Here is a 5,621-nt window from a genome sequence, read left to right as displayed (position 1 = left end):
CTTCAATACCGACCCGACACCCTCGACGGCTTCATAGCCGGCACCGGCCTGACCCTCGACGACCCAACGTCACCCTAATCAGCCGAAGTCAGTAATCCCGACGGCCAGGTGGCGGCCAAGCCCTACACGCTCCTGAGGCGGGCCCTGGAGCGCTCATCGAAGGTGGCCGTGGCGAAGTACGCCTGGAGCGGCCGTGAGCGCCTCGGCCTGCTTCGTACTGGCGGAGATCACTTATTCCTGGCGTGCGGTATTCCTCGCGCTCAGGCTCAGCGACGCTGCGGCCAGTGGTAACCGAGTTGCTTGGCGAACTCTGGTGAGCCACCGCAGACCTCGGCGGCTTGGCGCGGGTCAGCTGCGACGAGTCGCTCAGCGAGCCGTTCAGCTTGGTCTGCCGGGTCGTCACTAGAGACGGCGAGGATCATCCGGAACTGCAGCCATGGACGGTCTTCCCTGATAGCAGAGCGGCCTGGATGGAAGAGGAAGACGTTGGCCTGGTCCGGTTCCCAGGGCCAGGCCAACACGTCGCTGAGTTCGCATTCCCACCGTGCGAGCCAGTCGGTGCGCTCTCGGAGGTCCTGCTCCAGGAGCCGTGCAACGGTCCGCGCCGGCCATTCCCAGCTGCGGTCCGCGGCTGCCCGCTCGACTTCTCTTTGGTACTCCTGAACCTCGAAGCGGAAGGCAGGCAGGTCAACCTCGTCCTCGTCGGGATTGCGCCACTGGTCCCAGAGCACGTAGTCGCCGTCGCGCTGGATGGTCACGTAGAGAGCGCCGCAGCAGCCTTCGGTGCACGATGCCTCGGCCAACCGCACCTCGTGCGGTACCGATTCAGCAGTGAGAGGGCCGCCGGGCACCAAGAGGTACTTGGGATCTTCGCCCGGACCCTCTGTAAATGCGTCAGCCAGGATGTCCCTACCATCAACCAGGGCCCGGACCTCCACGTTTGCACCCTTCTGCGTGGGATCAGGAACGACAACGCGAAGGGTGAGGCAACGCTTCTCATCAGTCACCAGAGGATTGTCGAATACGCCGGGACCGGGCGTCGCGCCAATTCTCACAGCCGACCTTCCTGGGCAGAGATCACCTACCCCAACGCGGAACCGAGGGTCAGGCCTCGGGCCTCGTAGATATGGACGCGCGCCGGAGAGCTCAGCGTGATTGCGTGCGAGCCCAGCTGCCGCCGCTGCCCGGCGCTCACTCCGGCTTCCTTGCGCAGCTCGCGGCAGGCGCAGCCTCCACCCGGCCACGTGATTTCGACTCTGAACGTAGTCGATGGCTGTAGTAGGCCATGTCTTCGCATCGCCTACTCGACCGACGAACGAGATATCTAATGACCAGCGGCGGCCAATATGGCAACCACCTCCCGTTGCAGCACCCGGAGCGCTGGCGTCTCCCCGCTCAGCGAAGACCGCGCTTCTCGCGTTCGGCATCGATCAGCTCCTCCATGAGTTCCTCCGGATTCACCGTGTACTCAGTGTCATCGAGGGCGTCGTAGTCCTGGGTGCTTAGCGGTAGGCCAAGCTCGGCGAGTTCGGCGGCCACTCGTGTGAACGCGATTCGCTCGTCGGGCTCGTCCTGGTAGCTTGCCTGCTCCGCGGCGGACCCCTCGGCCAGAGTGAGGCCGACCAGGCCCCAGAAGGTGAACTCGGTGTCCAGCTCTATGAGGCGCCAGGCACGATCCGCGGGTTCGTCGGGGTGCAGCCAGTAGCCGATCCACCCCTTTCCGCCCTTCGCCACGAGCTTGACGTACTCGGCCATCTCCGCGGCTCCGGCATTGACAGCCTGCATCTCCGGGTCCGCGATTTCCTTTTCGCTCAGATAGCTGGTGTCCAGGAGCGGGTGGACCTCTCCCGCCTCGAAGAAGTCGAGGTCTAGAAGGTGGGTGAAGTCGGTGCGGCCTTCCCACTGCGCCACCAGCAGCACGCGCAGATCGTCGGGTATCGGACGGCCGTCCAGCCGCTCGCGGGAAAACTCGGCGAGCCGTTCGTCATACATAAGCCCTCTTCAGAGGTCGAGCGAGATCCTCGCGTCAACGTAACAGCGGTGTCTGACAAGAGGTTGGGCATGCCGACGGCTGCCGACCACCCCCGTGATCCGGACTCCGCACAGGCTCTTGTAGTGCCTGGTCAGGTCGGCTGAAGTGACGCGTGTCTTCTTGGCCTGGTGTGGCGTTGAGGGTGTGTGACTCCGGACGAGATTGCTGTGGTGCGTGGTGAGTTGGAGGCGTTCGCGGCGGAGGTGTTCGAGCCGTTCGCGCGCAAGGATCAGCGTCGGTGGGGGCAGGTCTATCTGCGGGGGCTGTTGACCGACGGGCGGCGTAAGTCGGTCGAGCCGATGGCCGCCCGCCTGGGTGAGGACGGGAACCGGCAGGCGCTGGCCAACTTCATCACGACGAGTCCCTGGGACCCGGCACGCATCCGGGCCCAGCTCGCCTGGCGGATGGAGGAGGCGATCGGGCCCGAGGCCCTGGTCTTCGACGACACCGGGTTTCTCAAGGACGGGACGGCCTCGGCGTGTGTGTCGCGGCAGTACACCGGCACCGCGGGCAAGGTCACCAACTGCCAGGTCGGCGTCTCGCTCCACCTCGCCTCCGACCACGCCTCGGCAGCGGTCAACTGGCGGCTGTTCCTGCCCCCGAGCTGGGATCCCGCCTCGCCGAAGGCCGATGCGGACAAGGTCGCCCGCCGCACCGCCTGCGGCATCCCCGACGATGTCGGGCATGTGGAGAAGTGGCAGCTGGCCCTGGACATGCTGGACGAGACCCGTTCCTGGGGGATCGAGGTGCCGCTGGCCGTCGCGGACGCCGGCTACGGCGACGCCGCCGCGTTCCGGCACGGACTGCAGGAGCGCGGTCTGAATTACGTGGTGGGGATCTCCAGCACGCTGTCGGCCCAGAGCGCAGAAGCGGTGCCGGTGACGGAGCCGTACTCGGGGACCGGACGCCCGCCGGTGGCGAAGTATCCCGACCAGCCGCGGTCGGTGAAGGAGCTGGTCGTCGCGGCAGGCCGGAAGGCGGCCAGGCCGGTGCAGTGGCGCCAGGGCTCCCGGCCCGGCACCGGCCGCTCGGGCCGCAGGCGGATGTACTCCCGTTTCGTGGTCCTGCGGATCCGGCCCGCCCGACGCGAGGTCCGCCAGAACGTCGACGGACCGGAACTGCCGGAGTGCTGGCTGCTGGCCGAATGGCCTGCGGGCGAGAGCGAGCCGGTGCAGTTCTGGCTGTCCGACCTGCCCTCCGGCATGCCGTTGACCACCCTGGTCCGCCTCGCCAAGCTCCGCTGGCGCATCGAGCACGACTACCGGGAGATGAAACAGGCTCTGGGACTGGCCCACTTCGAGGGCCGGACCTGGGGCGGCTGGCACCACCACGTCACCCTCGTCTCCGTCGCGCACGCCTTCTGCACCCTGCAACGACTGGCCCCGGCCCCAAAAGACCTCGCGCCGGCCTGAGCCTCTACCAGGTCGTCCGCGAGCTGCAGACACTCCTCGCCCTCTGGACCGGCGCCTGCCCCACCTGCCACCGCGACATACCAACATCCATATCAACCTGACCAGGCACTACTAGGTCTCCGGGCCGATCTTTCCGGGCTTCCGGCGAGGGCGACGCTCCTCGGAACGTCGCTGGGAGGCATGGGGCCGGTATGTCCAGTCCCTGCCCCGCCCTAACGCTCCGTTACGCCGTATCTCGCGGCTGATGGTGGACGGGCTGCGGCCCAGCTCAGCGGCTATCTGCCGGATGGACGCCTTCTCCCGCAACCGGTCGGCGATGTGGATGCGTTCGGCCTCGCCCAGGTACCTCGACGGCTCGGCCGCCGGAGCTTCCACGGTGATGGGAGGCTTCGCCTCACCCAGGGCGGAGAGTGCCGGCCGTTCCGCCACCGCTTGCCGGTCCGCGGGTGATGCCGACGATCCGGCCGGCCTCTCGATTGCTATAGCCCTGCTGCGTGAGCTGGAGATATACCTCCCGCTCACGCAGCAGACGTCAACCGCCGCCTGGTCCCCGATTCTCCCGGACCTTGAAGTCCATCGCACCCCTTGGAGTAGGGCTGGCTGGCAAGGCCAGGGACGAAGCCGACGACCAGGATGCAGTTGAGACCAGTCCCACCACGAAATGGCTTCCCCTCAGCCTCACTTCGACGCCGACCGCAGGCCAGCCCACCTGCCCCCGGAACACCTGACCCGCCGACCCCGCTCGACTACCCAGCGGACCGAGCCCAGGCCGGAGCCGTGCGGAACTCCGCGCCGGGCGATGACCGGCTTGATGCCGCGCTTCCACAGGAGCCGACGGTACTTGTCGAATTCGTAGCCCCGGTCGGCGAACGACTGCCGCGGCCGGTGACGGGGACGACCGGTCGCTCCGCGGATCCGCGGGATCGCGTCGAGCAGGGGCAGCAGCCGGGTGATGTCGTGGCGGTTGCCACCGGTCAGGGTGATGGCGAGCGGGGTGCCGCCTGCGTCGGTGATGACGTGGTGCTTCGAGCCGGGCCGGGCACGGTCGACCGGGCCCGGCACGCTTTTGGGCCGCCCCGATGGGCCTGGTGGTGGCAGCCGTCGTTCACCGCCCGGGACCAGTCCAGCTTCCCGGCACGGTGCAGTTCGGCTATCAGGCGCTCCAACTCCCGCAGCTGACGGCCTGGAAAATAGGGTGCGGTCGGCTGAGCTGGGGTGATAGGTAAGCGATGTGACAGAGAGTCTTGAGTTTTCCGCCCTGCTGCAACTGATCGACGAGCGGTCGGCCGCGTTCCGGAGTGCGGTTGCCGCCGCGCCCAGCCTTGACGCGCCGGTGCCGTCCTGCCCCGAGTGGACGTTGTTCGATCTGGTGCAGCACCTGGGTACGGGCCAGCGCTGGTGGGCCGCGATCGTCGCCGCGGGCCCGGCCGAGGCTCCGCCGGCCAAGGATGTCGCGGAGGTGCCGCGCGAGCTCGAGGCGCTGCTGGCCTGGTACGCCGAGTCGAACGAGCTGCTGCTGAGTGCGCTGCGCGAGGCTGGCCCGGAGCGCGAGTGCTGGGCGTGGTGGGGCGCCGGCGTGTCGCCGGCGAATGCCTGGGGCGTTGCCCGGCGCCGGGTGCACGAGGTGCTGGTGCACACCTACGACGCCCAGCTCGCCGCAGGCGCCGTGCAGCCGATGCCGGCGGACGTCGCGATCGACGGCGTGGCCGAGTTCCTCGACACCTGCAACTCCACCCCGGCGGCCTGGCCGCACGAGGCCGCCACCATCCACTACCACGCGATCGAGGGCCGCTCCTGGCTCCTCGCGTTGGACGGCACGGGCGCCTGGCCCGCACCCCTCACGGACGACGCGGCGCCCGCCTCCGCTTCGGCCACGGGCACGGCCGAGCAGCTGCTCCTCTTCATCTGGGGCCGCCTCACGCTGAGCGACCTGAAGATCGAGGGCGACCAGCAGGTGTTCGAGCATCTGATCGCCTGGGAGCCCGAGGAGTAGCCAGTCAATACCGCCAGCGGACGGCCTTGATGACGTCCGCCTCGGTGAACATCGCGAACAGCTAGTGTCCTGCGCCGGAGATCCGTCGTTAATTTGTTTATGAGTGCTTCTGCGGATGTTCCGGTGCCACGTCGCGGCCCCTGCCAGGTCGCCGCCGTGTGTGCGGGCCGCGGCGGCGAGGGCG

4 protein-coding genes and 4 pseudogenes are annotated in these 5,621 nt (G+C 68.1%); 4 read left to right on the top strand and 4 right to left on the bottom strand.

All coding sequences use genetic code 11. The features are described 5' to 3' along the window. Both ACZ6KY_RS42005 and ACZ6KY_RS42000 read left to right on the top strand, forming a co-directional pair. Nucleotides 1-78 (top strand): annotated as a pseudogene (locus ACZ6KY_RS42005) (transposase); the annotation flags it as partial. A gap of 21 nt (nucleotides 79-99) precedes the next feature. After that, nucleotides 100-240: pseudogene (locus ACZ6KY_RS42000) on the top strand (Ku protein); the annotation flags it as partial. Between the two features lie 26 nt (nucleotides 241-266). Here ACZ6KY_RS42000 and ACZ6KY_RS41995 read toward each other — a convergent pair. Together ACZ6KY_RS41995 and ACZ6KY_RS41990 are read right to left on the bottom strand one after the other, a co-directional pair. Further along, nucleotides 267-1,007, bottom strand: a complete 741-nt coding sequence (locus ACZ6KY_RS41995; RefSeq protein WP_469315511.1) for a hypothetical protein — start codon at nucleotides 1,005-1,007, stop codon at nucleotides 267-269. 388 nt (nucleotides 1,008-1,395) lie between these two features. After that, on the bottom strand, nucleotides 1,396-1,992 hold the full coding sequence (locus tag ACZ6KY_RS41990) for a hypothetical protein (RefSeq protein WP_469315510.1): 597 nt from the start codon (nucleotides 1,990-1,992) through the stop codon (nucleotides 1,396-1,398). Between the two features lie 186 nt (nucleotides 1,993-2,178). Here ACZ6KY_RS41990 and ACZ6KY_RS41985 point away from each other — a divergent pair, with 186 nt between their 5' ends. Further along, entirely contained in the window at nucleotides 2,179-3,444 is a 1,266-nt protein-coding gene (locus tag ACZ6KY_RS41985) for an IS701 family transposase (protein WP_469315509.1), read from the top strand. A 123-nt stretch (nucleotides 3,445-3,567) separates the two neighbouring features. On the opposite strand, the pseudogene ACZ6KY_RS41980 reads toward ACZ6KY_RS41985, so the two are convergent. Together ACZ6KY_RS41980 and ACZ6KY_RS41975 are read right to left on the bottom strand one after the other, a co-directional pair. Further along, nucleotides 3,568-3,973 (bottom strand): annotated as a pseudogene (locus ACZ6KY_RS41980) (helix-turn-helix domain-containing protein); the annotation flags it as partial. Nucleotides 3,974-4,182: 209 nt separating this feature from the next. Then, a pseudogene (locus tag ACZ6KY_RS41975) lies at nucleotides 4,183-4,607 on the bottom strand (transposase); the annotation flags it as partial. Between the two features lie 68 nt (nucleotides 4,608-4,675). Between ACZ6KY_RS41975 and ACZ6KY_RS41970 the strand changes: the two are divergent. After that, nucleotides 4,676-5,437 (top strand): maleylpyruvate isomerase family mycothiol-dependent enzyme, encoded by a 762-nt coding sequence (locus tag ACZ6KY_RS41970; RefSeq protein ID WP_469315508.1) that lies wholly within the window; start codon nucleotides 4,676-4,678, stop codon nucleotides 5,435-5,437. The last annotated feature ends 184 nt before the right edge of the window (nucleotides 5,438-5,621 follow it).

The organism is Streptomyces sp. NPDC042002 (assembly GCF_055588305.1).
The sequence above is the reverse complement of the archived record's forward strand: the minus strand, read 5'-3'. Positions and strand labels throughout refer to the sequence as shown.